The organism is Pseudomonas sp. BF-RE-22 (assembly GCF_019956155.1).
GTDB classification, from domain to species: Bacteria; Pseudomonadota; Gammaproteobacteria; order Pseudomonadales; family Pseudomonadaceae; genus Aquipseudomonas; species Aquipseudomonas migulae.
Window position 1 is genome coordinate 189,203 of the sequence record NZ_JAHBDD010000011.1, and the last position, 26,131, is coordinate 215,333.

General features: G+C 60.9%; 22 protein-coding genes. 10 read left to right on the plus strand and 12 right to left on the minus strand.

Going from position 1 to position 26,131, the window contains the following annotated elements; all coding sequences use genetic code 11:
* Positions 1–27 precede the first annotated feature (27 nt).
* From KGA82_RS07455 to KGA82_RS07465, 3 genes are read left to right on the plus strand one after another with little or no spacing between them, the layout of a single operon-like run.
* On the plus strand, positions 28–759 hold the full coding sequence (locus KGA82_RS07455) for a hypothetical protein (RefSeq protein WP_207284938.1): 732 nt from the start codon (positions 28–30) through the stop codon (positions 757–759).
* Positions 760–763: 4 nt separating this feature from the next.
* Complete coding sequence (locus tag KGA82_RS07460) at positions 764–1,270, plus strand: hypothetical protein (protein ID WP_008030533.1); 507 nt, start codon at positions 764–766, stop codon at positions 1,268–1,270.
* A gap of 56 nt (positions 1,271–1,326) precedes the next feature.
* Positions 1,327–2,769: a vWA domain-containing protein gene (locus tag KGA82_RS07465; RefSeq protein ID WP_223450045.1), complete on the plus strand. Its 1,443-nt coding sequence runs from the start codon at positions 1,327–1,329 to the stop codon at positions 2,767–2,769.
* A gap of 138 nt (positions 2,770–2,907) precedes the next feature.
* On the opposite strand, the gene KGA82_RS07470 is transcribed toward KGA82_RS07465, so the two are convergent.
* Positions 2,908–4,884: a methyl-accepting chemotaxis protein gene (locus KGA82_RS07470; protein WP_008030537.1), complete on the minus strand. Its 1,977-nt coding sequence runs from the start codon at positions 4,882–4,884 to the stop codon at positions 2,908–2,910.
* A gap of 182 nt (positions 4,885–5,066) precedes the next feature.
* Positions 5,067–5,987 carry a LysR substrate-binding domain-containing protein gene (locus tag KGA82_RS07475; protein WP_008030538.1) on the minus strand — a complete coding sequence of 307 codons (921 nt, stop codon included), beginning with the start codon at positions 5,985–5,987 and terminating at the stop codon, positions 5,067–5,069.
* Between the two features lie 158 nt (positions 5,988–6,145).
* On the opposite strand from KGA82_RS07475, the gene KGA82_RS07480 reads away from it, so the two are divergent.
* Positions 6,146–7,534 carry a NorM family multidrug efflux MATE transporter gene (locus KGA82_RS07480; RefSeq protein ID WP_223450046.1) on the plus strand — a complete coding sequence of 463 codons (1,389 nt, stop codon included), beginning with the start codon at positions 6,146–6,148 and terminating at the stop codon, positions 7,532–7,534.
* 105 nt (positions 7,535–7,639) lie between these two features.
* Here KGA82_RS07480 and KGA82_RS07485 read toward each other — a convergent pair whose 3' ends face one another.
* Entirely contained in the window at positions 7,640–9,313 is a 1,674-nt protein-coding gene (locus KGA82_RS07485) for a putative bifunctional diguanylate cyclase/phosphodiesterase (RefSeq protein ID WP_008037990.1), read from the minus strand.
* Between the two features lie 263 nt (positions 9,314–9,576).
* Here KGA82_RS07485 and rep point away from each other — a divergent pair, with 263 nt between their 5' ends.
* Both rep and KGA82_RS07495 read left to right on the plus strand, forming a co-directional pair.
* On the plus strand, positions 9,577–11,586 hold the full coding sequence (gene rep / locus KGA82_RS07490; protein ID WP_008030544.1) for a DNA helicase Rep: 2,010 nt from the start codon (positions 9,577–9,579) through the stop codon (positions 11,584–11,586).
* 69 nt (positions 11,587–11,655) lie between these two features.
* The gene (locus tag KGA82_RS07495; RefSeq protein WP_008030547.1) at positions 11,656–12,228 is read left to right on the plus strand and encodes a xanthine phosphoribosyltransferase; all 573 of its coding nucleotides are present in this window, start codon (positions 11,656–11,658) and stop codon (positions 12,226–12,228) included.
* A gap of 128 nt (positions 12,229–12,356) precedes the next feature.
* Here the strand turns inward: KGA82_RS07495 and KGA82_RS07500 are convergent, their stop codons facing one another.
* The 6 genes from KGA82_RS07500 to dadA all read right to left on the minus strand — a co-directional run bounded on the left by KGA82_RS07500 (position 12,357) and on the right by dadA (position 18,605).
* Positions 12,357–14,279, minus strand: a complete 1,923-nt coding sequence (locus tag KGA82_RS07500) for an acetyl-CoA hydrolase/transferase C-terminal domain-containing protein (protein WP_223450047.1) — start codon at positions 14,277–14,279, stop codon at positions 12,357–12,359.
* Positions 14,280–14,535: 256 nt separating this feature from the next.
* Positions 14,536–14,949, minus strand: coding sequence for a c-type cytochrome (locus KGA82_RS07505; protein WP_032828815.1), 414 nt, complete (start codon positions 14,947–14,949; stop codon positions 14,536–14,538).
* Between the two features lie 182 nt (positions 14,950–15,131).
* Entirely contained in the window at positions 15,132–15,680 is a 549-nt protein-coding gene (locus KGA82_RS07510; RefSeq protein ID WP_007947433.1) for a cupin domain-containing protein, read from the minus strand.
* A gap of 124 nt (positions 15,681–15,804) precedes the next feature.
* Positions 15,805–16,878, minus strand: coding sequence for an alanine racemase (gene alr, locus KGA82_RS07515; protein ID WP_223450048.1), 1,074 nt, complete (start codon positions 16,876–16,878; stop codon positions 15,805–15,807).
* Positions 16,879–16,975: 97 nt separating this feature from the next.
* Entirely contained in the window at positions 16,976–17,329 is a 354-nt protein-coding gene (locus KGA82_RS07520; protein WP_223450049.1) for a RidA family protein, read from the minus strand.
* Entirely contained in the window at positions 17,301–18,605 is a 1,305-nt protein-coding gene (dadA, locus tag KGA82_RS07525; protein ID WP_008030556.1) for a D-amino acid dehydrogenase, read from the minus strand. Before dadA ends, KGA82_RS07520 begins: the two co-directional genes overlap by 29 nt.
* A gap of 156 nt (positions 18,606–18,761) precedes the next feature.
* On the opposite strand from dadA, the gene KGA82_RS07530 reads away from it, so the two are divergent.
* Positions 18,762–19,250 carry an Lrp/AsnC ligand binding domain-containing protein gene (locus tag KGA82_RS07530; protein WP_003177284.1) on the plus strand — a complete coding sequence of 163 codons (489 nt, stop codon included), beginning with the start codon at positions 18,762–18,764 and terminating at the stop codon, positions 19,248–19,250.
* A gap of 112 nt (positions 19,251–19,362) precedes the next feature.
* Here KGA82_RS07530 and KGA82_RS07535 read toward each other — a convergent pair whose 3' ends face one another.
* Positions 19,363–19,716: a YkgJ family cysteine cluster protein gene (locus tag KGA82_RS07535; protein WP_223450050.1), complete on the minus strand. Its 354-nt coding sequence runs from the start codon at positions 19,714–19,716 to the stop codon at positions 19,363–19,365.
* Positions 19,717–19,863: 147 nt separating this feature from the next.
* Between KGA82_RS07535 and KGA82_RS07540 the strand changes: the two genes are divergently transcribed.
* On the plus strand, positions 19,864–21,156 hold the full coding sequence (locus KGA82_RS07540; RefSeq protein ID WP_223450051.1) for an NAD(P)/FAD-dependent oxidoreductase: 1,293 nt from the start codon (positions 19,864–19,866) through the stop codon (positions 21,154–21,156).
* Between the two features lie 118 nt (positions 21,157–21,274).
* Here the strand turns inward: KGA82_RS07540 and KGA82_RS07545 are convergent, their stop codons facing one another.
* A complete protein-coding gene (locus KGA82_RS07545) occupies positions 21,275–21,520 on the minus strand; it encodes a DUF1127 domain-containing protein (protein ID WP_008037999.1) in 246 nt (81 codons plus the stop codon).
* A 179-nt stretch (positions 21,521–21,699) separates the two neighbouring features.
* Here KGA82_RS07545 and KGA82_RS07550 point away from each other — a divergent pair, with 179 nt between their 5' ends.
* Both KGA82_RS07550 and KGA82_RS07555 read left to right on the plus strand, forming a co-directional pair.
* Positions 21,700–23,133 carry a PLP-dependent aminotransferase family protein gene (locus KGA82_RS07550; RefSeq protein WP_192228205.1) on the plus strand — a complete coding sequence of 478 codons (1,434 nt, stop codon included), beginning with the start codon at positions 21,700–21,702 and terminating at the stop codon, positions 23,131–23,133.
* 60 nt (positions 23,134–23,193) lie between these two features.
* Positions 23,194–24,762 (plus strand): phospholipase D family protein, encoded by a 1,569-nt coding sequence (locus tag KGA82_RS07555; RefSeq protein ID WP_008038001.1) that lies wholly within the window; start codon positions 23,194–23,196, stop codon positions 24,760–24,762.
* A gap of 53 nt (positions 24,763–24,815) precedes the next feature.
* On the opposite strand, the gene KGA82_RS07560 is transcribed toward KGA82_RS07555, so the two are convergent.
* Positions 24,816–25,961, minus strand: coding sequence for an MFS transporter (locus KGA82_RS07560; protein WP_223450052.1), 1,146 nt, complete (start codon positions 25,959–25,961; stop codon positions 24,816–24,818).
* Positions 25,962–26,131 lie beyond the last annotated feature (170 nt).

The following is a 26,131-nucleotide window of genomic DNA, read 5'->3' on the forward strand; positions in this document are numbered from 1 at the left end:
TCAACACCGTCATCGAGGAGTTTCACCATGTCGCGCAGCCTTTGGACTCGCTTCAAACTACAGATCGCATTCGTCGTTGCCGGCAGCCTGTTGCTGACTGGTTGCGCCAACACCGGCAGTTCGATGCTCGGCGGCAGCGACGGCGCAGACCCGCGTCTGACCCAGGGCAATGACGCGGAGTTCTTCAGCAAGTCCGGTTACCAGGCCTGCGCCGTCGGCGCCGGTGTCGGCATCCTCGGTTGCGCGCTGTCCAACAGCAGCAACAAGGCGGTCTGCGCCATCGCCGCCGGTATTACCGCGTGTGGCGTGGCCATGGGCGCGAACTATTATCTGGATCAACGTCGCAGCGAATACGCCGACACCTCCACCCGTCTGGCGAAGATGAACAGCGAAGTCGAGCAAGACACGCGCAATGTGATTGCCCGCACCGAGACCGCTCAGCAAGTGATCAAGGATGACCAGGCGCGTATCGCCAGGATCAAACAGGACATCGCCAGCAAAAAGGTCGACAAGACCAAAGCCCAGACGCAAATCGCCGAGATCGACAACAACATCGCAATCTTGCGCAAAGACCTCAGCAACATGCGCAAAAAAGTCACCGAGTACAGCAAAGTGGCCGATGCCGAACGCGCCCAAGGCTCCAGCGCCGAGATGAAGCAGGTGGATGTGAGCATTCTGAAAATGAACGAGAAAGTCGCTGCCTTGCAGAAGGAAGTCGACGGTCTCTACAGCCAGCGCTCCGCAATCACTCTGGGTTAAGCACATGACGTTACGACAACTGGCGGTCCTGACCGCCGTCCTCGCCTTGAGCGGTTGCGCGACCCAGCCGGGCGAATGCGATGCGACCAATCGCGACAGCAGCATGCTGACCAAGATGAACTGCGACTACTCTGGTGGTTACAGCGATCAGGTCAAACAAAAGGAACAGGCCCTGGCCGAGTCCCGCCAGCAAAACGCGATGTTCCGTCAGGTGTACGAGAACATTCAGGCCCAGCAGCTCAGCACCAAAACCGATTTGGCCAGCCAGCAGAAATCCCAGGCTGAACTGAACCAGTCGCTGGGCAAGTTGCTGACCTCACTGAAGGCGCGCCATGGCAATGAAAGCCAGGTGCAAAAGCAGATCGCCGGGCTCGAACAGCAGCTCAAGGACTCGCAGACTGCACCGGTGGCCAAGCCTTCAAAGGCGGCCCTGGCCGCCAAGCAGGAACAACTGAAGGCGCTGCAGAAAAAGGTCAATCAACTGCAATTCAGCCTCGGTTACGAAGAGTAACTTTTCACCCGCAGGCCTCCCGCCGGAGGCCTGCAGCCTTTTCAGGAATCGACGTCATGCAGCGGGTCATCAGGGATGCGCAAGCCACACCAGAGGGGATGAGTGCGCTGCAAGCCAAAGTCGCCCTCATCCAGAAACACTTTCCGCCGACCGTCTCCAGCCTCTTCGCCATCCCGCGAATGGGCAGCGGCGAGGTGCTGGAATGGTGGACCGAACTGGGTGGCCAACCCACGCCCTATGCCGACCTCAACGAGGACGCTCAACGGCGATTGCTGGAAACCTATGAAGTGCGTCAGACGTCCCTTGGACAGTTGGCGGACGAACTGCAAAAACGCGGTCAGCCCACGGAAGCGGATGACCTGCGCAGCCTGCTCGGCGCGCCCGAGCTGGACAAACTCTACAGCCTCAACGGTGAGCCGTTGGTGGTGCGCTGGAACCAGCGCCCGCCAAAACCGGTGGTGCCGCCGGTGGTTCCGCTGGCTCCGGTGGCCGCCGTGGCGCCTTCGCGCCGTGGATGGTGGATCGCCGCGGCACTGCTGGCGCTGCTGTTGTTGCTCCTGGCGCTCTGGGCTTACTGGTGGTTTATGCACCGGGAAAAAGTTGTCCCGGTCGAACCGGTCGCCCCGGTGGTGACACCGATCGAGAAACCGGTTGAGCCTGTTCCCGAGCCGGTAGTGGAGCCGGAGCCTGTAGTGGAACCGAAACCGGAACCCGTACCGGTTCCAGAGCCAGAACCAGTGCCCGCCCCCAAACCGGTCCCGCCGCCAAAACCTGTGGTGGCCGCCCCGCCGCCGCCACCACCGCCGCCGCCGGCACCGACGCTGGACAACTTCGCGTGCCGCAAAAAAGCGCCGAACGCCGAGATCCCGCAATTCGTGGTGGTGCTCGACACCTCGGGCTCAATGGATTTGAACATCAGGTCGGTGAAAGCCGACGAGGACTGGTTCTTCGGCAATGAGATGAACAAGTATCTGGACCCGAACCGCACCATGCAGATCTTCGCCAAACCCAGCCGCATGGACGTCGCCAAGGACTCGCTGGCCGGCATGATCAACGGGCTGGACCCGAAGATCGACACGCGCCTCATTACCTTCGCCGGCTGCGAACGCACACCGGACCAGGGCGTGTTCAAGTTTGGCGACCGGCCACGGCTGATCAACGGGATTCGAGGCCTGGTTCCCAACGACGGCACACCGCTGGCCGACAGCCTGGCTTACGCGGCAAGCACCGTCGACGGGCGTAATAACGATGCCGTGATCGTGATGTTCGTCGACGGTGAGGACGGTTGCCAGAAAGACGCTTGCGCGGTGTCCCGCCAAATCGCCAGGGAACAACCACGCCTGCGGGTCAACGTGGTGAAAATCGGTGCCGGTGGCCCGTCACGCTGCATTGCTGAAAACACCGGAGGCCGGGTTTACAACAGCACCAACGCGGCGGAACTGGCCAAGCAGTTGAAACTCGCAACCAAGGAAGTGTCGAGCAACGCCAAGTGTGATTGATTGGCAGATCCGTAATTTGCGGTGACCCCTTCGCGGGCAAGCCTCGCTCCTACAGGTCCAGCGTCGTTCACAAATCAGTGAGACGCCGCTCGTCCTGTAGGAGCGAGGCTTGCCCGCGAAGGCGATTTCAAAGGCGACTCAACGAAACCGGTCAACCTCTTGACGCAATTCCGCCGCCAGGCTCTCCAGCTCTTTGGCGGTCACCGCCAGGTTCGACACCACTTCCCGCTGCTCGCTGTTCGCCAGCGCGATGCTTTGCAGGTTGCTGCTGAGCAGCGTCGCGGTGCTGCTCTGTTCCTGGGTCGCTGTAGTGATCGCGGCGAACTGTTCACCGGCGGAACGGCTTTGCTCATCGATCCGCGCCAGTGCCGAGGCGACATTGGCGTTGCGCGACAAGCCTTCCTGCATCAGGACTTTGCCCTGTTCCATGGTGCTGATGGCATTGCCGGTTTCCTGCTGGATGCTCTGAATCATCCCGGAAATTTCGTCGGTGGCCTGGCGAGTGCGTGAGGCCAGGTTGCGCACTTCATCAGCCACCACCGCAAAACCGCGGCCCTGCTCACCGGCACGCGCCGCTTCGATGGCCGCGTTGAGCGCCAGCAGGTTGGTTTGCTCGGCAATCGAGGTGATCACCCCGACAATGCCGCCGATTTCCTGAGAACGCTGGCCCAAGGTGTTGATCACCGTGGCCGTGCTGTTCAGCGCGCCAGCGATTTGCTCCAGGGACGAGGACGCTTCACCCATCGATGTACGACCGATCTGGGTTTGCTGTGCGTTTTCCTGCGCCAGACGCTGAGTGCTGCCCATGTTGTCGGCAATGTTCAACGAGGTGGCGCTGAACTCTTCCACGGCACCGGCCATGCTGGTGATTTCGCCGGACTGCTGCTCCATGCCTTCATAGGCACCGCCAGACAAACCGGACAAGGCCTGGGCACGGCTGTTGACCTCTTGCGAGGCCCGGCGGATGTGCTCGACCATCGTCGACAACGCCTGACTCATCTGATTGAAGGCACGGGCCAGCTGACCGATCTCGTCGTTGCTCGACACGTCCAGACGCACGCTCAGGTCGCCGGCCCCCAGGGCTTCGGCCTGACGCACCAGATCACCCAGCGGCGCGAGTTTGCTGCGCAGCAGCCAGACTGCCGAGCCGACCGCGATCAACATCGCCAGCAGGCTGCCAATCGCCAGTTGAATGCCGACACTCCAGGTCACCGCGCTGATTTCGTCTTGCGGCATGCTCGCCACGACCGACCACGGGCCGTCCTGGAACGGCACGGAAACACTGTAGAAGTCTTCGGACGTGTCGCTCCAGAAACCGCCCTCGCTCGGGGTTTTCGCCAGGGCGGTGATGGCTGGAACGGCTTTATCCAGCGCTTCCACGCCGGCGATCGGTACCAGCCATTTGTTCTGCTCGTCGAGCAACGCCAGGGAACCGGTCTTGCCGATGCGGAATCGCTTGAGGTTTTCGAACTGGGCTTTCTGCGCGTCGGTGTAGTCGAAACCGACATACAGCACGGCAATGACCTTGCCGCCGCTGTCGCGTACCGGGGTGTACTGCGACATGTAGTAACGTTCAAAAAGCAAAGACCGTCCGACGAAACTCTGCCCCGCCATCAAACGGGCGTAAGCCGGGTTCGCATGATCGAGAACAGTGCCAATGGCACGACTACCATCCTGTTTGGTGACGTTGGTACTGACCCGAATGAAGTCCTCGCCGCTGCGCACGAACACCGTGGCGACGCCGGCGGTCATCTGCTTGAACTCGTCCACTTCCTTGAAGTTGTTATTGAGCACTTCGCCGCCCAGTTGCAGGCCCGGAGTCTGGGTGCCCGCCACGTTCACCGGCGCATCCGGGTGCACGCTCAGCCCGCCACTGAAACGCTTTTCGAACAACCCCGCAAGGCGCAGGGTACTTTCACGCAACGTGCCGTGAAACGTACTCAACTGGTCGGCCAGCAACCGCGCCTCACTGGCCAGGTGCTCTTCGCGGGTGGCGAGGTTGGCCGTGTCCAGTGAACGCAGGGCAAACAGGGTACTGCCGCTGATGACAATCGCCAGGATAATGGCGAGCGCAAGGCCAAGCTGTGAGGCAATCCGGGCACGAGGTTGAGACATGACAGCTCCTGGCCGAGCGATCTGATCCTCCTTGATCGGCTACTCAGCAAAATTTCTAATAATGGGGAATTACGTCGAACCTGCACGAAGGTTCCATCTGCAGATTTTCGGCGGCAAACCTGAATACTTGAGTAAATAGCCGGGATATGGCTCAAGGCCGCTATTTCAAGGGCTCTATCGATTCAGCACAAGTGTTCGACGTCCGGCAATTTCATCGCCCGCACTTCGCCTTGCAGAAAATCGCTGAGGCGGCGCAAACGTTCACCTCCTGGGCGGGTTTTCGGCCAGACGAGGTAATAGTTCTCACCACTGGCGACGGCGGTCGGCCACGGCAAACTCAGACGGCCCTGCGCCACATCCTCGGCCACCATCAGCAGATCGCCCATCGACACGCCATACCCCCGGGCGGCGGCGATCATGCCCAGCTCCAGCGTATCGAACACCTGCCCGCCCTTGAGCGACACCTGATCCGTCAGCCCCATGCGTTCCAGCCAGTTGCGCCAGTCACGCCGGTCCGGCGTCGGGTGCAGCAGTTCGGCATGGGCCAGGCGCGCGACGTCCCACGGTTGGTCCTTCAGAAGATTCGGTGCACCGACCGGAATCAGCTCCTCCGGGAACAGCAGACTCGCCTCCCAGTCCGGCGGAAAATGCCCGTTGCTGAGGATCACGGCGCAGTCGAACGGCTCATGGTTGAAGTCCACTGAATCGACGTCCATCCAGGCGCTGGTCAGTTGCACTTCGTTGCCCGGTTGCAGGTGGCGGAAACGGCTGAGCCGCGCCAGCAGCCAGCGCATGGTCAGGGTCGACGGTGCTTTCATGCGCAGGATGTCATCTTCGGCGCGCAAGGTATTGCAGGCCCGCTCAAGAGCGGTGAAGCCTTCGCGAATGCCCGGCAGGATCAGGCGCGCCGACTCGGTCAATTGCAAATTGCGCCCGCTGCGATGAAACAGCCGACAGGCAAAATGCTCTTCAAGCGTACGAATATGCCGACTGACCGCACTCTGCGTAATCGACAACTCTTCAGCGGCACGGGTAAACGAGCTATGCCGCGCCGCCGCTTCAAATGCACGAAGGGCATACAAGGGAGGAAGACGACGAGACATGCGGAAAGCTCCTATGGCGCAATTTCGTCAACTTATCAGAAACTCCCCAGGATGAGTTTTAATCATGCCATCCATCCTTTTTATCCCTTTGTGCAAACCCCGCAGAGCGCCGAGAATCGACGCTTTCCTGTTCTCTTTGATAATCGGGCGTGATGACCATGCAGCATCCAGCACGTATTGAACTCTGGGCCATCCTGCGGCTGGCGGGGCCGTTGATTGCCTCGCAGTTGGCGCACATGCTGATGGTCCTCACCGACACCTTGATGATGGCGCGCCTGAGCCCCGAGGCATTGGCCGGCGGCGGACTCGGCGCGGCGACCTATTCGTTTGTGTCGATCTTTTGCATCGGCGTGATTGCGGCGGTCGGCACGTTGGTGGCGATCCGTCAGGGCGCGGGCGATATCGTTGGCGCGGCACGGCTGACCCAGGCCGGGTTGTGGCTGGCGTGGTTGATGGCTTTGGTCGCCGGGTTGCTGCTGTGGAACCTCAAACCGGTGTTGCTGATGTTTGGCCAGACCGAAACCAACGTCCAGTCAGCCGGGCAGTTCCTGTTGATTTTGCCGTTCGCCTTGCCCGGCTACCTGAGCTTCATGGCCCTGCGCGGTTTCACCAGCGCGATTGGCCGGGCGACGCCGGTGATGGTCATCAGCCTCGGCGGCACGGTGGCCAACTTCGTGCTCAATTATGCGTTGATCACCGGGATGTTCGGCCTGCCGAAAATGGGCCTGGTGGGCATCGGTCTGGTCACGGCAATTGTTGCCAACCTGATGGCCGTGGCGTTGGCGCTGCACATTCGGCGGCACCCGGCGTACGACGCCTATCCATTGCGCCAGGGCTTGTCGCGGCCAAACCGGCAGTACCTGAAGGAGTTGTGGCGCCTGGGTCTGCCGATTGGCGGCACCTACGCAGTGGAAGTCGGGCTGTTTGCCTTTGCCGCGTTGTGCATGGGCACCATGGGCAGTACGCAATTGGGCGCGCACCAGATCGCGCTGCAGATCGTCTCGGTGGCGTTCATGATTCCGGCGGGGCTTTCCTATGCGATCACCATGCGCATCGGCCAGCATTACGGCGCCGGGCAGTTGCTGGACGCGCGGCTTGCCGGGCGGGTCGGGATCGCCTTTGGCGCAGCGGCGATGCTCGGTTTTGCGATGGTCTTCTGGCTGTTGCCGAATCAGTTGATCGGCCTGTTTCTGGACCACAACGACCCGGCCTTCCGCCCGGTCATCGAACTGGCGGTGAGCCTGCTGGCGGTGGCGGCGTGGTTCGAGCTGTTCGACGGCACGCAAACCATCGCCATGGGCTGCATTCGCGGGCTCAAGGACGCCAAGACCACGTTCCTGGTCGGGTTGGGTTGCTATTGGCTGATTGGCGCGCCCGCCGCGTGGTGGATGGCGTTCCATTTGAACTGGGGACCGACGGGTGTCTGGTGGGGCTTGGCGCTGGGCCTGGCGTGCGCGGCGGTGAGCCTGACGCTGGCGTTCGAGTGGAAGATGAAGCGGATGATTCGGCGTGAGCCGTCGTCAGCTCAGCGTTTCGAGATCGCCTAACCCTGTAGGAGCGAGGCTTGCCCGCGAAGGCGTCGTGTCAGTAACAACAATGTCGACTGACTCGACGCCTTCGCGGGCAAGCCTCGCTCCTACAGGGATTCGTCTTTAGCTCACGATCTCTAGCATCGGCTGCTGACTGCTGCCAAAACTCAAATACTCAATCAGCTCCGTCAACGGCAACGGCTTGCTGATCAGATAACCCTGCACCTGATCGCAACCAAACCCGCGCAACAGATCCAGCTGCTCCGGCGTTTCCACGCCCTCGGCGACCACTTCCAGATTAAGGTTGTGCGCGAGATTGATCATCGCGTGCACCAGTTTGCGATTCTCTTCACGCCCTTCCATCCCGCCGACAAAGCTCTTGTCGACCTTCAACAAGGCAATCGGCAGGCTGTTGAGGTGCACGAAGGACGAGAACCCGGTGCCGAAGTCGTCGAGCGAGAAGCGCACGCCCAGGCGCCCGAGGGCATCCATGGTCTGTTTCACCAGATCGCTGCGGCGCATGACCGCCGTTTCGGTCAGTTCGAATTCCAGCCACTGCGCTTCGACGCCACGTTCGGCAATCAGCCGGCTCAGGGTCGACAGCAACTGACTGTCCTGAAACTGCCGGAACGACAGGTTGATCGCCATGTGCAGCGCCGGCAGACCGAGCTCGCGCAACGCCTGCATGTCGCGCAACGCGCGGGAAATCACCCAGTAACCGAGTGGCACGATCAAACCGCTTTGCTCGGCCAGTGGCACGAACTCGCTCGGCGGCAACAACCCACGCTCGGCATGGCGCCAGCGCACCAGGGCTTCGAGGCCGACGATCTGCCCGTCTTCAAGGTTCAGGCGTGGCTGGTAATGAAGTTCCAGCTCATCGCGACGCAACGCCCGGCGCAGCTCGCTTTCGAGGTCGGCCATGCTGCGGGCATTGCGGTTGATGCGTTCGTTGAAGATGTGAAAGGTGCAGCCTTGAGTGCTCTTGGCCTGCTGCATGGCGATGTGCGCGTGCCACATCAACGGATCGGCGCCGGCCTGGGCGCGGGCATGGGCGATGCCCAGGCTGGAACCGATCAACAGGCTTTCGCCGTCGACCCAATAGGGCTCGGCCAACGCTTCGGTGATGCGTTCGGCCATCCATTCGGCGCGTTGCGGCGCGCGGCGGGTGTCGATCAGCAGGGCGAACTCATCGCTGCCCAGCCGCGCCAGTTGATCGCCGGCCTCGAGCTGGCTTTTCAGGCGCGCGACCACTTGCAGGATCAAGCGGTCGCCGGCCTGATGGCCGAGGGCGTCGTTGGCGTGGCGGAAGTTGTCGAGGTCAAGGTGCCCGAGGGCCAGGCCACGGCCGTCGTTTTCCGCCAGTCGCGCGGCCAGCAAGGTCTGGAAGCCCTGGCGGTTGGCGATGCCGGTCAGCGGGTCTTGCTCGGCCAGGCGTTGCAGGGTGTTTTCCAGCACGCCGCGCTCGCGCACATGGCGCAGGCAACGGCGCAACATGCCTGGGTCGAGATGATCGCGCACCAGCCAGTCGCTCACGCCATCGGGCGGCAACAGCGGCTCCTGTTCGAGCAGCAACACCGTTGGCAAACTGCAACGGCCGGGCGCCGGCTGAAGGGCCGGGATCGTCAACAACACCGCGCTGCGGTTGTCATCAAACAGAGCGCTGACCGACTCCCAGCTCGGAGCGCTGATGAGCACGGCCGAGCTCCCCATCGGAGCCAGACACTCGCGCAACAACGCTGCCCACGCTGGCTCTTCGGCCAATAGCAGCAAACGCAAGGGTTCGACAGGCGTAGACAAGCTAGCTCCCTAGACTCTGCAATGATGTAGGCGGCGGGCATTATGCCGTGCCGATAACCAATGACCAACGACATCAGTTATCAAACGAGGCCTTTGTATCCGGAATTACGAACATTAGTCGCAAATTCGTTGCGCATCCTGCGTGAAAGTAACAAAACCGGCAAATATAGATAGCGTGTTGCGTCACAAGTCGGAGAGAGCAGCACAATTCGCTGAGCCTGTTAAAATGCCGGCCCATTTCGTACTGACTCCTGAATTTACGTATGTCCCGACTCAATCCCCGGCAGCAAGAAGCCGTGAGCTACGTCGGCGGCCCTCTTTTGGTGCTCGCCGGTGCAGGCTCCGGCAAGACCAGTGTGATCACGCGCAAAATCGCGCACCTGATCCAGAACTGCGGCATCCGCGCCCAGTACATCGTCGCCATGACCTTTACCAACAAGGCCGCGCGCGAGATGAAGGAACGGGTCGGCACCCTGCTCAAGGGCGGCGAAGGCCGTGGCCTGACGGTGTGCACCTTCCACAACCTGGGCCTCAACATCATCCGCAAGGAACACGTGCGGCTGGGCTACAAACCGGGCTTCTCGATCTTCGACGAGACCGACGTCAAAGCCCTGATGACCGACATCATGCAGAAGGAATACGCGGGCGACGACGGCGTCGACGAGATCAAGAACATGATCGGCTCGTGGAAAAACGACCTGATCCTGCCCGCCGAAGCCCTGGAAAACTCGCGCAATCCCAAGGAACAGACCGCCGCCATCGTCTACACCCACTACCAGCGCACGCTCAAGGCGTTCAACGCGGTGGACTTCGACGACCTGATCCTGCTGCCGGTGAAACTGTTCCAGGAACACGCCGACATCCTCGAAAAGTGGCAGAACAAAGTCCGCTACCTGCTGGTGGACGAATACCAGGACACCAACGCCAGCCAGTATTTGCTGGTGAAGTTGCTGATCGGCACGCGCAACCAGTTCACCGTGGTCGGCGATGACGACCAGTCGATCTACGCCTGGCGCGGCGCGCGCCCGGAAAACCTGATGCTGCTCAAGGACGACTACCCGTCCCTGAAAGTGGTGATGCTGGAGCAGAACTATCGCTCCACCAGCCGCATCCTGCGCTGCGCCAACGTGCTGATCTCGAACAACCCGCACGAATTCGAAAAGCAACTGTGGAGCGAGATGGGTCACGGCGACGAGATCCGCGTGATCCGCTGCCGCAACGAAGACGCCGAAGCCGAGCGCGTGGCCGTGGAATTGCTGACGCTGCACTTGCGCACCGACCGGCCCTACAGCGATTTCGCGATCCTGTATCGCGGTAACTATCAGGCCAAGCTGATCGAGCTGAAGCTGCAACACCACCAGATTCCGTATCGGTTGTCCGGCGGCAACAGCTTTTTCGGACGCCAGGAAGTGAAGGACCTGATGGCCTACTTCCGCCTGATCGTGAACCCGGACGACGACAACGCCTTCCTGCGGGTGATCAACGTGCCACGCCGGGAGATCGGTTCGACGACGCTTGAGAAGCTCGGCAACTACGCCACCGAACGCAAAATCTCGATGTACGCCGCCACCGACGAAATCGGCCTGGGCGAGCATCTGGATGCGCGTTTCACCGATCGCCTGTCGCGCTTCAAGCGTTTCATGGACAAGGTCCGCGAGCAGTGCGCCGGCGAAGACCCGATTTCGGCGTTGCGCAGCATGGTCATGGACATCGACTACGAGAACTGGCTGCGCACCAACAGCTCCAGCGACAAGGCCGCCGACTACCGCATGGGTAACGTCTGGTTCCTGATCGAGGCGTTGAAAAACACCCTGGAGAAAGACGAAGAAGGCGAGATGACCGTCGAGGACGCCATCGGCAAACTCGTCCTGCGCGACATGCTGGAACGTCAGCAGGAAGAGGAAGACGGCGCCGAAGGCGTGCAGATGATGACCCTGCATGCCTCCAAGGGCCTGGAATTCCCTTACGTGTTCATCATGGGCATGGAAGAGGAAATCCTCCCGCACCGCTCCAGCATCGAAGCCGACACCATCGAAGAAGAACGCCGCCTGGCCTACGTTGGCATTACCCGCGCACGCCAGACCCTGGCCTTCACCTTCGCGGCCAAGCGCAAGCAGTACGGCGAGATCATCGACTGCGCGCCCAGCCGCTTCCTCGATGAACTGCCGCCGGACGACCTGGCCTGGGAAGGCACCGACGACACGCCGGTAGAAGTCAAAGCCGTTCGCGGCAATACCGCATTGGCCGATATACGGGCGATGTTAAAGCGCTAGAATTGAGCACTTTTTAACCGACACTTTTTCACAAACTAGGCGCACATGGCGCCAGTAGAGGAACGCTTCATGGAAGCACTGCACCAGAAAATTCGCGAACAAGGCATCGTGCTTTCCGATCAGGTCCTGAAGGTCGACGCCTTTTTGAACCACCAGATCGACCCGGCGCTGATGAAACTGATCGGCGACGAGTTCGCTGCGCTTTTCAAGGACTCGGGCATCACCAAGATCGTCACCATCGAAGCCTCGGGCATCGCTCCGGCGATCATGACCGGACTGAACCTGGGCGTACCGGTGATTTTCGCGCGCAAGCATCAGTCCCTGACCCTGACCGAAAACCTGCTGTCGGCGACCGTTTACTCGTTCACCAAGCAGACCGAAAGCACCGTGGCGATCTCCCCGCGCCACCTGACCAGCAGCGACCGCGTGCTGATCATCGATGACTTTTTGGCCAACGGTAAGGCGTCCCAGGCGCTGATCTCGATCATCAAACAGGCCGGCGCGACCGTGGCCGGTCTGGGTATCGTGATCGAGAAGTCGTTCCAGGGTGGACGTGCGGAACTGGATGCGCAGGGTTATCGCGTTGAATCGCTGGCTCGCGTTAAGTCGCTGGCTGGCGGCGTCGTGACCTTTATCGAATAACCAGCAGCACCGCATTTCCCCTGTGGGAGCCAGCCTGCTGGCGATGGCGTCGTGTCAGTCAAAATCTTCATGCCTGACAGACCGTCATCGCCAGCAGGCTGGCTCCCACAGTTGTTTTGGGTTGGCTGTTATTGCGCGGTGGCCTTGAGGCCGGTGAGCAGCAGCCGCTGAAACAGGTCCTCTTTCAGCCCTTCCGGGTTGGTCAGTTGCATACGCTCCAGATGCTCGGGAAACGCTGCCGGCTCCGGCGCATCCAGCGCCGCCTTGCCCAACTCCAGAATCTCCGTCAGCTTGAACTTGCTCTTCAACCAGTTCAGCGCCCGCAACAAATCCCGCTCATGCGCGGTGAAATCACTCCCCAGCGGATACTCCGGAAACAACTGCGGATGCCGCGCCTGAATCGCCTGTAAACGTTCTGGTCGGTTGTCGGCAAAACGCGGATCGAGACGAAAACTCTTCGGCAGTTTCCCGGCACTCTGCGCCTGCTCGATCAAGCCGGGCTGGAACCGTGAATCGCTGATGTTCAGCAACGCCTCGATCACCGCCGCATCGGTCTTGCCACGCAAATCGGCGATACCGTATTCAGTGACCACGATGTCCCGCAGATGCCGCGGGATCGTGCAATGGCCGTACTCCCAGACGATGTTGGAACTGACCTCCCCGCCCGACTCGCGCCAGCTTCGCAGCAGCAGAATCGAACGCGCGCCCTCCAGCGCATGGCCCTGGGCGACGAAGTTGTATTGCCCGCCGACGCCGCTCAGCACCCGCCCGTCTTCAAGCTGATCGGCCACGCCGGCGCCAAGCAACGTCATGGTGAACACGGTGTTGATGAAGCGCGCATCCAGGCGCTGCAAGCGTTTGAGTTCCTCCTGACCGTACAGCTCGTTGATGTAGCTGATGCGGGTCATGTTGAATTCGAGCCGCTTGCTCTGGGGCAGCTCTCGAAGACGCTCGTAGAAACTGCGCGGCCCCAGGAAGAACCCGCCGTGCACCGAAATGCCGTCGGTTTGCGCCGCTTCATCCAGCGTGCCGGCATTCGCCTGTTGTTGGGTGGGCACATCGGGGTAGACCTTGCGCCGCACGATCCCGGCATCGACCAGCACCAGCAGGCCGTTGACGAACATTTCGCTGCAACCGTAAAGGCCTTTGGCGAACGGTTCCAAACCCCCTTCGCGGTCTATCAACTGCGCCCACTGGCTGAGATTTACGTCGACCAACAACGCCTTGTATCCGTCGTTATCCGCCTGCCGCGCCAGCAACGCCGCCGTCAGCGCGTCGCCCATGGCGCCGATGCCGATTTGCAAGGTGCCGCCATCGCGGACCAGCGCGCTGGCGTGCAGGCCGATGAAATGGTCCTGGAAACCCACCGGCATGTTCGGCGTCGAGAACAGCGTGGTGTTGTCTTTCTCGTCGACCAGCAGGTCGAAAGTGTCGATGCCGATTTCCGCGTCACCGGGCATGTACGGCAAGTCGTTGTGTACCTGGCCCACGAGCAGGACTGTCTCCCCCGCCGCCCTGCGCTTGGCGATCATTGGAAACAGGTCGAGGGTGATGTCCGGGTTGCAGCTCAGGCTCAGGCGATCCGGGTGTTCGGAGTGGCTGGCCACCAGTTGCGCGACCAGGTTCAAACCTGCCGCGTTGATGTCCCGCGCGGCGTGGCTGTAGTTGCTGCTCACGTAGTCCTGCTGGGCGGATTCGCTATGAAGCAGGCTGCCGGGCTGCATGAAAAACTGTTGAATATGGATGTTGGGCGGCAGGTTGTCCTTGCGCAGGCCCGCGAGGAAATCCAGCTCCGGATAATCGCCGAATACCCGTTCGATGAAGGGTTCGAGGAAGCGCTTCTGCAAGCCGTCGCCCAATGCAGGACGGCCCAGGCACAGCGCGGTGTAGATCGTCAGCTTGCGCTCGGGCAATTGCGCAACGCGTTGATACAGCGCGTTGACGAAGTGGTTGGGTTTGCCCAGACCGAGGGGCAGGCCCATGTGGATATGCGCCGGCAACCGCGCCAGCACCTCATCGACCGCTTGCTCGATAGAACACAGCTGCACCATCTGATCCTCCCTTACATTCCATGAATTGGGGTTGGACCGAGCTTGCCGGGTCTTTGCTGTAATGAACAGCCTCGGGCGGTAAATCGCTTTATGCCCACCACCTGTAGGAGCCGGCTTGCTGGCGATGAACGATCACACGGTTTACCAGGTTAACCGTGGCGTCTGGATCGCCAGCAAGCCGGCTCCTACAGGTCCGTGAACAACGGGCACAAAAAAGCCGCCCGGAGGCGGCTTTTTCGCTGACGATGCGGGCGTGTTACAGGCCGGACATCTCTTTGATGGCGCCTTTCAGCTCGTCGTCGGAGCAGTCGGCGCAGGTGCCTTTAGGCGGCATCGCATTGATACCGGTAATGGCTTTGGCCAGGATGCCGTCGAGACCGCCCTGGTGATCGGCGCGTTCTTTCCAGGCAGCCTTGTCGCCGATTTTCGGCGCGCCCAACAGGCCGGTGCCGTGGCAAGCGTTGCAATGTTTTGCAATAACGTCTTTAGGTGCCTTGGCACCGCCACCGCCGCCAGAAGCAGCAGCGACTTCCATCCCCTTGCACTCTTGACCCTGAACACAAACTTGGCCAACTGGATCAAGGCGTTTTGCAATATCGTCATTCGTCGCAGCTTGAGCGCTGACAGCCCAAAGGGCCAATACGGTTGCTGGTGCAGCCAGCATTTTCATAATTAGGTTCACGCGTTCACCCTCAATGGTGGCTAGTCACGCCTACGGCCACGGTTCGCAGGCGGGCGCAAGTATAGCGGTAAGCCCGCCGCACTGAAACAACCCCAAAGTCGAAGGGGTCTTGTTGCGCCGCGGAAAAACCCTTTGGGTGCCGCTGCCGTGCTGGCAGGACGCCTCTTCTCTTAGAAATTCGCTGGCGTGGCTGCGCTGATTAGTCGCGCCGGCGCGTCGAACGGATTACGGAAACGGTGCGGCTTGGTACTTTCAAAGTAGTAGCTATCACCGGCTTCGAGCACAAAAGTTTCCAGCCCGACCACCAGTTCCAGACGCCCTTCCACCAGAATCCCGGTTTCCTCGCCCTCATGGGTGAGCATCTCGTCACCGGTGTCGGCGCCTGGCGGGTAGATTTCATTGAGGAAGGCAATGGCGCGGCTCGGGTGAGCCCGGCCGACCAGTTTCATGGTCACTGCGCCATCGGAAATATCGATCAGCTCGTTAGCCTTGTAGACGATCTGAGTCGGTTTTTCCTGCAGGATCTCTTCGGAAAAGAACTCGACCATCGACATGGGAATCCCGCCCAGAACCTTGCGCAGCGAACTGATCGAGGGGCTGACGCTGTTCTTCTCGATCATCGAAATGGTGCTGTTGGTGACGCCCGCGCGTTTGGCGAGTTCACGCTGCGAAAGACCTTTGAGCTTACGGATGGATTGCAGTCGTTCACCGACGTCCAAGCTTGCGCCTCCAGGATTCAGGTTGTAGGAATATGAGCGTTATCATGGCGACAGCGTTCAGTATTTACAACACTTTGGCCTGAATCCTGTTCGGCGAAGCGACTTCCGGTCCGTGCGGTTCGGGTCAAGCCCCGGAATAGAGCAGCGGAACCCGGCGCAGGTTGCAGAAGATCTGATAGGGAATCGTGTCTGCGGCTTCCGCCACGGTGCTGGCGAGCACGTTTTTGCCCCACAACTCGACGGTCGAACCGAGGCCGGCTTGCGGTACATCGGTCAGATCGATGCACAGCATGTCCATCGACACCCGGCCGATCAACTGGCTGAGCTGCCCGGCGACCATCACCGGCGTACCGGTCGGTGCATGACGCGGATAGCCATCGGCATAACCCATCGCCACCACGCCAACGCGCATCGGCTTCTGGGTGATGAATTTGGCGCCGTAACCGATCGGCTCACCGGCCGGCAGCTCTTGCACGCAAATCACTTTCGATTCCAGGGTCATCACCGGTTGCAGGCGCGAGGCCACGGCGTTGGCTTCTTCGAAAGGCGTGGCGCCGTAGAGCATGATGCCCGGACGCACCCAGTCGCTCGGAATCTGCGGCCAACCGAGCACTGCCGGTGAGTTACGCAGGCTGACCTCGGCCGCCAAGCCCTGACGGGCGGCTTCAAACACCGCCACTTGCTCGGCACTGGCTTGACTGTGCAGCTCATCGGCGCGGGCGAAGTGGCTCATCAGCACCACTTTCGCGACCTTGCCGCTGGCCAGCAGCCGTTGATAGGCCGATTGGTAATCCTTTGGATGCAGACCGACCCGGTGCATGCCCGAATCAAGCTTGAGCCAGACAGTGATCGGCTTGCTCAGCGCGGCTTTTTCGATGGCTTCAAGCTGCCACAGCGAATGCACCACGCACCAGAAATCATGCTCGACGATCAGCGCCAGCTCGTCGGCTTCGAAAAAACCTTCCAGCAACAACACCGGCGCGCGAATGCCGGCAGCGCGCAGTTCCAGCGCTTCTTCGATGCACGCCACGGCAAACCCGTCCGCCTCGGCTTCCAGCGCCTGGGCGCAACGCACCGCGCCATGGCCATAGGCATCCGCCTTGATCACTGCGAGGGCCTTGGCCCCGGTGAGTTCACGGGCGATCCGGTAGTTGTGACGCAGGGCTTGAAGGTCGATCAGGGCACGGGCTGGACGCATGGCGGCAGGGCTTCTAGGCGGTCATGGGAATAAAAACCGGCGCTGGCTGACAGCGTGAACCGCCAACAGCACCGGGAGAGGGATCTTTCTGACAGGCTTACGGCAGAGCGGCTACAACCGACAGCTCGATCAGGATTTCCGGTTCGCACAGCTTCGACTCAACCGTTGCACGGGCCGGTGCGACGCCTTTTGGCAGCCACTTGTCCCACACTGCGTTCATGCCTTCGAAGTGCGCGTCGATGTCTTTCAGGTAAATCGTCACCGACAGCAAATGGTGCTTGTCGGTACCCGCCATATCCAGCAAACACTCGATATTGGCGAGGGTTTCGCGAGTCTGCTGTTCAATCCCGGCGTTCAGGTCGTCGCCGACCTGCCCTGCCAAATACACCGTACCGTTGTGAGCGACGATCTGACTCATGCGCTCATTGGTGAGCTGGCGCTGGATTGCCATGTTTTGCGGGCTCCTGGACTTTGCTGCCATAACGGGAAATATCGAGGCCTTCTGCACTGATCTGCGGCGTTTTCTTCGCCATCAGGTCGGCCAGCAAGCGACCGGAGCCGCACGCCATGGTCCAGCCGAGGGTGCCGTGACCGGTGTTCAGGAACAGGTTGCTGAACGGCGTTGCACCCACAATCGGCGTGCCATCCGGCGTGGTCGGACGCAGACCGGTCCAGAAACTTGCCTGGGCCAGATCGCCGCCCTGAGGATAAAGGTCGTTGACGATCATCTCCAGGGTTTCGCGCCGACGCGGGTTCAGCGACAGGTCAAAACCGGCGATTTCAGCCATGCCACCGACGCGGATGCGGTTGTCGAAACGGGTGATCGCGACCTTGTAGGTCTCGTCGAGAATGGTCGACGTCGGGGCCATCGCCGGGTTGGTGATCGGCACGGTCAGGGAGTAACCCTTGAGCGGGTAAACCGGCGCCTTGATGCCCAGCGGCTTGAGCAGTTGCGGCGAGTAGCTGCCGAGTGCCAATACGTAGCGGTCAGCGGTTTCCAGCTTGCCGTCGATCCACACACCGTTGATGCGATCACCGGCGTAGTCGAGCTTTTGAATGTCTTGGCCGAAGCGGAATTCCACACCCAGTTTCACAGCCATTTCGGCCAGGCGACTGGTGAACATCTGGCAATCGCCGGTCTGGTCGTTCGGCAGGCGCAGGGCACCGGCAAGGATATCGGTCACGCTGGCCAGCGCCGGCTCAACGCGAGCAATGCCGGCACGGTCGAGCAGTTCGAACGGCACGCCGGACTCTTTCAGCACGGCGATGTCTTTCGCGGCGCCGTCGAGTTGAGCCTGGGTGCGGAACAATTGAGTAGTACCGAGGCTGCGGCCTTCGTAGGCAATGCCGGTTTCGGCGCGCAGTTCGTCGAGGCAGTCACGGCTGTACTCGGACAGACGGACCATGCGCTCCTTGTTCACCGCATAACGGCTGGCAGTACAGTTGCGCAGCATCTGCGCCATCCACAGGTATTGGTCGATGTCGGCAGTGGCCTTGATCGCCAGCGGTGCGTGGCGCTGCAACAGCCACTTGATGGCCTTGAGCGGCACACCCGGCGCGGCCCACGGCGAGGCATAACCCGGCGAAACCTGCCCGGCGTTGGCGAAACTGGTCTCCATGGCCGCAGCCGGCTGACGGTCCACCACCACCACTTCGAACCCGGCACGCGCCAGATAATAAGCACTGGTGGTACCGATGACGCCGCTACCCAAGACCATAACGCGCATTTTCATATCCCTCATCGCGGCGTGCCGCTGACGTTTGTAGTACAGACCGTAGATGTGGGCAGTTTAAAAAAGATTAGCCAGTGCATTTCACTATATAAGCACCTATATTTGGCGACAATTCTCGGCAAAAACGCTTTTCACGGAGGCGCATCCCCTATGCGTACCAACACTCAGACCAAACGTGAGCTGGACAAGATCGACCGCAACATCCTGCGGATCCTGCAAGCGGACGGGCGTATCTCCTTCACGGAGCTTGGGGAAAAGGTCGGGCTCTCGACCACGCCCTGCACCGAGCGGGTCCGGCGCCTGGAGCGCGAAGGGATCATCATGGGCTACAACGCCCGGCTGAACCCGCAGCACCTCAAGGGTAGTCTGCTGGTGTTCGTCGAGATCAGCCTCGACTACAAATCCGGCGATACTTTCGAAGAGTTCCGACGCGCGGTGCTGAAACTGCCCCATGTGCTGGAGTGCCATTTGGTGTCAGGGGATTTCGACTACCTGGTGAAGGCGCGGATCTCGGAGATGGCTTCTTATCGCAAGCTGCTGGGCGACATCCTGCTCAAGCTGCCGCATGTGCGCGAATCGAAGAGCTATATCGTGATGGAAGAGGTGAAGGAGAGTTTGAGTCTGCCGATTCCGGATTGAGACTTTGTGGTGCCTGTTCAGCCCCCATCGCTAGCAGGCTAGCTCCCACAGTTGAAATGCATTCCAATGTGGGAGCTAGCCTGCTGGCGATTACAGGCGACTCGGTCTCGACTTAGACGAGCACCTGCCGGGTAGAAGCCATGTACTCATGAATCTGCTTCTCCACCCGCGGATGAATCAGCTCCACCGGCCCCCGCCCATTCGGGCACGGCAATGTCTTGGTGGTGCCGAACAACCGGCAAATCAGCGGTCGCTCGTCATACACCGTGCAGCCGTTGAGCCCCAAGTGCACACAGTTGAGCTCATCCATCGCCGCATCCTGCTCGGCGCGGGTCTTGCGCGGCAGGCGCGACATTTCTTCCGGCGAGGTGGTCACCGGCCCGCAGCAGTCATGGCAGCCGGGCACGCACTCGAACGAGGGGATCTGCTGTCGTAACGTGCGGATTTTCTGACTGTTGCAGCTCATCGAAACGGTGACCCAAAGCGGACTGGAGCGCGATTCTGACGCAAACGCGCCGATCCAGACAGCCACAACCGACCAGTGTTGCCCGCGCCGGAAGGTCCGGCTTATGCTCCGTCAAATTTACTAAACACAAAAATCAGGATGATGCGCATGAATGCCCGTGCTCAGCACACCGCCTCTTATTACGCCGCCAGCAGCCTGCCGCAGCCCGATCACCCGGTGTTGAAAGGCGAGCTGGTAGCCAATGTGTGCGTGGTCGGCGGCGGGTTTTCCGGGCTGAACACCGCGCTTGAGCTGGCAGAGCGTGGCCTGAGCGTGGTGCTGCTCGAAGCGCACAAGATTGGCTGGGGCGCCAGCGGCCGTAATGGTGGGCAACTGATTCGTGGCGTCGGTCATGGGCTCGATCAGTTCGCCAACGTGATCGGCACGGACGGCGTGCGTCAGATGAAGCTCATGGGCCTGGAAGCCGTGGAAATCGTCCGACAGCGCATCGAGCGTTTTCAGATCCCTTGCGACCTGACCTGGGGTTACTGCGATCTCGCCAACAAACCCCGCGACCTGGAAGGTTTCGCCGAAGACGCCGAAGAACTGCGCGACCTCGGCTACCGCTACGAAACCCGATTGCTGCAAGCGCATGAGATGCACAGCGTGGTGGGTTCCAATCGCTACGTCGGCGGCCTGATCGACATGGGTTCGGGCCATTTGCACCCACTGAATCTGGCATTGGGCGAAGCCGCCGCCGCGCAGCAACTGGGCGCCAGACTGTTTGAGCAATCGGCAGTGACCCGCATTGATTACGGCCCGGAGGTGAAGGTCCATACGGCTCAAGGATCGGTTCGCGCAAAAACCCTGGTGCTGGGCTGCAACGCCTACCTCAACCAACTCAACCCCGAACTCAGCGGCAAGGTGTTGCCCGCCGGCAGCTACATCATCGCCACCGAACCCTTGAGCGAAGAACAGGCACATGAACTGCTGCCGCAGAACATGGCCGTATGTGATCAGCGGGTGGCGCTGGATTACTACCGGCTCTCGGCGGATCGTCGCTTGCTGTTTGGCGGTGCGTGCCACTATTCAGGTCGCGACCCCAAGGACATCGCTGCGTACATGCGACCGAAGATGCTTGAGGTGTTCCCGCAACTGGCCGGCGCGAGGATTGATTATCAGTGGGGCGGGATGATCGGCATTGGCGCTAATCGATTGCCGCAGATCGGCCGGCTCAAGGACCAGCCGAACGTGTATTACGCCCAGGCTTATTCAGGTCACGGCGTGAATGCCACGCATCTGGCGGGCAAGTTGCTGGCCGAGGCGATCAGCGGTCAGCAGGGTGGCGGGTTCGATCTGTTTGCCAAAGTGCCGCACATTACTTTCCCCGGCGGGAAGCATTTGCGTTCGCCGTTGTTGGCGTTGGGGATGTTGTGGCATCGGCTTAAAGAGTTGGTCTGAGGGATTTGTGGCGTCAGTGATGACGCCTTCGCGGGCAAGCCTCGCTCCTACAGTTGAACGCGTATCCCTTGTAGGAGCGAGGCTTGCCCGCGAATGGATCTAATGAACACCACAAACCTCAGATCCGCCAGAAAGGCTTGAGCCCCTCATCCCGCGCCTGTTCCCGGCTCAACCCGACATCCCGCAATTGCTCCGGCGTCAGTTCCAGCAACGCCTTGCGCGTGTGCAGACGATGCCAGAACAGACCCCAGCGACTCAGGCCTGACGGTGCGTTGCGCATCAACGCCTCGCGCGTACCGTTGATTTGCCCTGCCGCCAGTTCCTGACTGCGTAACGTCAGCCGCACATCGCTCAAGCCGTTCATTTTGATTGCTCCTGTTTACTTGGGTAGCCAGAGCTTTCATGATGCGCGGACGGCGAAAAGCATTACAGATTCAACCAGCCTGTATTAATTCCATACAGATTTGGCGTTTTAACCTCTGAATTACAATTTTTTGCCTGATCTGTACTGGTCAACCGAATCACTCACACCGAGACTGCGCCATGACCCTTTACGTCAACCTCGCCGAATTGCTCGGCACGCGGATCGAACAGGGCTTCTATCGCCCCGGCGACCGGCTGCCGTCGGTGCGGGCATTGAGCGTCGAACACGGGGTCAGCCTGAGCACGGTGCAGCAGGCCTATCGGGTGCTGGAAGACAGCGGCCTGGCGATGCCGAAACCCAAGTCCGGCTATTTCGTCCCGGCCAGCCGCGACCTGCCGGAACTGCCGGCGATTGGCCGTCCGGCGCAACGTCCTGTGGATATCTCGCAGTGGGACCAGGTGCTGGAACTGATCCGTGCGGTGCCACGCAAAGACGTGGTGCAATTGGGTCGCGGCATGCCGGACATCACCACGCCAACCATGAAACCGTTGCTGCGCAACCTCGCGCGCATCAGCCGACGGCAGGACATGCCCGGCCTGTATTACGACAACATCCACGGCACCCTCGAACTGCGTGAGCAAATCGCCCGCTTGATGCTCGACTCCGGCTGCCAACTGACGGCCAACGACCTGGTGATCACCACCGGCTGCCACGAAGCGCTGTCCACCAGCATCCGCTCCATCTGCGAACCGGGCGACATCGTCGCGGTGGATTCGCCGAGCTTTCATGGCGCCATGCAGACGCTCAAGGGCTTGAACATGAAAGCCCTGGAAATCCCCACCGACCCGCTGACCGGAATCAGCCTCGATGCGCTGGAACTGGCCCTGGAGCAATGGCCGATCAAGGCCATACAGTTGACCCCCAACTGCAACAACCCGTTGGGCTACATCATGCCGGAATCGCGTAAACGCGCGTTGTTGACGCTTGCACAGCGGTTCGACGTGGCGATCATCGAGGACGATGTGTATGGCGAACTGGCCTACAACTACCCGCGACCGCGCACGATCAAATCCTTCGACGAAGACGGCCGCGTCCTGCTCTGCAGTTCCTTCTCCAAAACGCTGGCACCCGGCCTGCGCATCGGCTGGGTTGCACCGGGCCGCTATCTGGAGCGGGTGCTGCACATGAAATACATCAGCACCGGCAGCACAGCGCCGCAACCGCAGATTGCCATCGCCGAATTCCTCAAGGCCGGTCACTTCGAGCCTCATTTGCGGCGGGTGCGCACACAATACCAGCGCAATCGCGACATCATGATCGACTGGGTCAGCCGCTATTTTCCCGCCGGCACCCGCGCCAGTCGGCCGCAAGGCAGCTTCATGCTCTGGGTCGAACTGCCCGATGGCTTCGACACCCTGAAACTGAACCGCGCCCTGCATGACCAAGGCGTACAGATTGCCGTCGGCAGCATCTTTTCGCCCTCGGGCAAATACCGCAATTGCCTGCGGATGAACTACGCTGCCAAGCCAACACCACAGATCGAAGACGCGGTGCGCAAGGTCGGCGCGGCGGCAATCAAACTGCTGGCGGAAAATGAGAACTTCACTGACTGACCTTTAGCCGAGATCCAGCGTCCATATGTCGACAACTGCCGCCAATCGGACCGATCCCACGTGAGAGTCAGACAGCCCCTACTCGCTCTGCTGCTACTCGCCTCGCTCCTGGGCGGTTGCGCCAGTCTCGATGTTCAACGCGAACCGAGCCAGGCGCTGCCCGCCAGCGACTCGGCATTCGGTCGATCAATCCAGGCCCAGGCCGCGCCCCACGAGGGCAAGTCCGGCTTTCGTCTGCTGTCCAATAGCGGCGAAGCGTTCATGGCCCGTGCCGAGCTGATCCGCAACGCCCAAAGCAGCCTCGACCTGCAGTACTACATCGTCCATGACGGCATCAGCACACGGATGCTGGTGGACGAACTGCTCAAGGCTGCCGACCGTGGCGTACGCGTGAGAATCCTGCTCGACGACACCACCAGCGATGGCCTCGACTGGATCATCGCCACGCTGGCGGCGCACCCGCAGATCCAGATCCGCCTGTTCAACCCGCTGCACCTGGGCCGCAGCACCGGCGTGACGCGGACCATGGGGCGGCTGTTCAATCTGTCGCTGCAACACCGGCGCATGCACAACAAGCTGTGGCTGGCGGACAACAGCGCCGCCATCGTTGGCGGCCGTAACCTGGGGGACGAGTATTTCGATGCCGAGCCCAACCTGAATTTCACCGACATCGACATGCTCGGCGTCGGGCCGGTGGCAGAGCAGCTTGGCCACAGCTTCGACCAGTATTGGAACAGTGCGCTGAGCAAGCCGATCGATGAATTCCTGTCGAGCCGACCGACGCAAAAGGACCTGCAAAACACCCGCACGCGCCTGGAAGAATCACTGGAAGAGACGCGCAAACAGAATCACGCGTTGTATCAGCGGCTGATGACTTACACCACAAACCCGCGCATGGACATCTGGCGCCGGGAGCTGATCTGGGCCTGGAACCAGGCGTTGTGGGACGCACCGAGCAAGGTTTTGTCAGACGGCGAGCCCGATCCTCAATTGCTGCTGACCACGCAACTGGCGCCAGAGCTTAACGGGGTCAGCAAAGAGCTGATCATGATCTCGGCTTACTTCGTACCGGGTCAGCCAGGGCTGGTTTACCTGACCGGTCGCGCCGATGCCGGGGTCTCTGTCAGCCTGCTGACCAACTCGCTGGAAGCCACCGATGTACCGGCGGTGCACGGCGGTTACGCGCCCTATCGCCGGGCGCTGCTGGAACATGGAGTGAAGTTGTACGAATTGCGTCGCCAGCCCGGCGAAGGCGGCGGCAGCGGGCCGCATATTTTCTACAGCAAGCCATACCGGGGTTCCGATTCGAGCCTGCACAGCAAAGCGATGATTTTCGACCAGCAGAAATCCTTCATCGGCTCGTTCAACTTCGACCCGCGCTCGCTGCTGTGGAACACCGAGGTCGGGGTGCTGGTAGACAGCCCCGAACTCGCTGTCTATGTGCGCAAGGCGGCGCTGGAAGGTATGGCGCCGCCTCTGAGTTATGAGGTGAAACTGGAAAACAATCAGATCGTCTGGGTGACCGAAGACGACGGAAAAATGCACACATTGACCGATGAACCGGGAAGCTGGTGGCGCCATTTCAATGGGTGGATGAGCACCGCCGTGGGACTGGAGAAGATGCTCTAACCCACAATAAACACCCCTGTAGGCGCGAGCAGGCTCGCTCCTACAGTTTGGGGTCAGGCAGGCTCTGCAACCGTGCCGAACGCACCTTGGCGCGACAGCAAAATCACCAGGCCGAACGCACCGGCCGCCATCAACAACGGCAATGCGTGCCCGCTAATCCACTGACTACCGGCGCCAGCCGCCAATGGCCCGACCAGGCAACCAATGCCCCATAGCTGCGCAATATGCGCATTGGCCCGCACCAGCGCATCATCGCGATAACGCTCGCCAATCAGGATCAGCGACAAGGTGAACAAGCCCCCGGCACTGGCGCCGAACAGCACCCACAATGGCCAGATCAGCAACGTGTCGATCAGCAATGGAATCGCCAGGCTCGAGATCATCAGCACCACAGCGCAACCGGTGAACAACGTGCGTCGCGACAAGCGATCCGCCAGTGCGCCTATCGGCAATTGCAGCAAGGCATCGCCCACCACCACAGTGCTGACCATCGCCAACGCGATTTCCGTGGTAAAGCCCTGGCGCAGGCAATAGACCGGCAGCAAGGTCAGGATCATCGCCTCGAACGCCGCGAACAGCGCCACGCCCCAAGCAATCGCCGGCAGACCTCGGCAAAAGCCCCACAAGTCGCTGAAAGTCACGCTGCAGGCTTCGCTGGTCGGCGCACCGCTGCGGCCGAGCAGCAGGAACGGTGCCGCCGTCAGCAAACCGACCCCGACCCAGAATCCATAATCGTGTTCGGTACCCAGAACACCCAACAACAAAGGCCCGGCCAGCTGACTCAGCGCATAGCTACTGCCATACAGCGCCACCAACCGGCCGCGCCATTGCTCGACCACCAACTGGTTGATCCAGCTTTCACCCAGGATAAAGACAAGGGTCAGGATCACCCCGATCATCAGCCGCAGCACCAGCCACACCGGATAACTCGGCAACAGCGCCAGCAAACCGATGGACGCCGCCCCGGCCCACAGGCACAAGCGCATCAGATTGGCCGTGCCGAGCCGCGCCGCCAGATGGCTGGAGATCTTCGCCCCCAGCAATACGCCAATCGCCGGCATCGCGGCCATTACGCCGATGGCGAACGAACCGTAACCCCAGCCCTCCAGACGAAACGACACCAGCGGCATGCTGACACCCAGGGCCAGGCCGACACTCAAGACAGACGCCAACACGGCGAAATAAGTCGCCCAACGCATGTTCCACGCTCCTGTGGATATTTTTTGTGCAACACAAAACACTGTGGGAGCGAGCCTGCTCGCGATGACGGAGCAACATTCAACATTTTCGTCGACTGTTACACCGCTATCGCGAGCAGGCTCGCTCCCACAGGGGATCTGCGTCGATCGGGAGGCCTGCTCTGCAGCTG